The sequence below is a fragment of the Oleiphilus sp. HI0132 genome (assembly GCF_001635845.1).
On record NZ_LWGJ01001598.1, the window covers coordinates 1 to 1,180 of the forward strand.

At 45.1% G+C, this 1,180-nt stretch carries 2 protein-coding genes; both read right to left on the bottom strand.

Annotated features, from left to right (window positions below; translation table 11 throughout):
• A partial coding sequence (locus A3766_RS24710) for a Na/Pi cotransporter family protein (protein WP_197479723.1) occupies positions 1-969 on the bottom strand: 969 nt, incomplete at its 3' end.
• 32 nt (positions 970-1,001) lie between these two features.
• The coding region (locus A3766_RS32785; protein WP_369808654.1) for an MBL fold metallo-hydrolase RNA specificity domain-containing protein at positions 1,002-1,180 on the bottom strand (179 nt) is incomplete at its 5' end.

Below are 1,180 nucleotides of genomic sequence, written 5' to 3' on the forward strand. Positions count from 1 at the left end.
GATATGGCAATTAATGGCACTGGTATCTTCTTTGAAGAGCCTTTCCAGCATGCGTGCAAATGCCCCCAAAAAGGGAATAAAGAGGCAAATACCAATTACATTAAAGGTACTGTGGAAGGCGACCAAACCAAGTAAAGGGTCTTCGACTTGGTAGACATCATTGATAATTTTCAACAGCAAAGGCAAACATAGGAGTGCCAATAAATCGGTGATCAGGTTGAAAAAGAAGTGCGCTGCTGCCACCTGCCTTTTAATTGGCGTTCCTTTTAAGGCACCGAGCATAACAGTGCCGGTGGTTCCTAGGTCTGCACCGATCACTAATGCCGCCGCTTGATCTAATCCAATTATTTGAGCATTAAGTGCACTCAAGGTGATCATCATTGTCGCGGAGCTGGATTGAATGATGGCCGTGAAGATAACGCCCACTAGAAAAAAAACAAAAATTCCATACTCTTTGAATATAGAGACATCGAAGCTTTGCGAAAAAGCCTCAATGCTATCTTTCATCAGCACCAAGCCCATCAGCAACAGCCCTAAGCCCATTAATAGGCGACTCATGTGACGGAGCTTTTTATCATCACCAAAGCTAACTAAACCTAAACACCCCAGACCCAGCATCGGTAGATAGAAAGCAGACAAACTGAGCTTAAAGCCCAAGGTTGCAACGATCCAGCCGGTAAACGTTGTTCCCAGATTAGACCCTAGAATGATCCCCAGCGCATTGCGCATATCGAGAATACCGGCCCCGACAAAGGCCAGCGTCATTAAGCCAACAACCGAACTGCTCTGCAGAATGGCTGTTGCGACCGTCCCACCTAGTATCGACTTTAAAGGATGAGTTGTATGCTTGCGCAGCATGACTTTCAAGGAACGACTGCTTAAAGCCTTCAAGGCCTTCTCTAGTTGATCAATACCAAATAGAAATACCCCGATTCCTGAAATAAACTCTAGTAACTGAAATTGCTCCATATCCAACCTTAATTATTGACCGAGACTATTTACTAATTCAGTTCAAATTCCTGACCAGGCTCCGGTACACAAGCTTTCAAACCCAACTGCTCTTTTATCTTCATACGCATTGAGTCAGAGGCACTACGCTCACCATGGGTAACGAACACTTGCTTGGGGGAGATCTTTGACGCACGCAACCAGTCAATAATTTCTTGATAGTCGCCGTGGG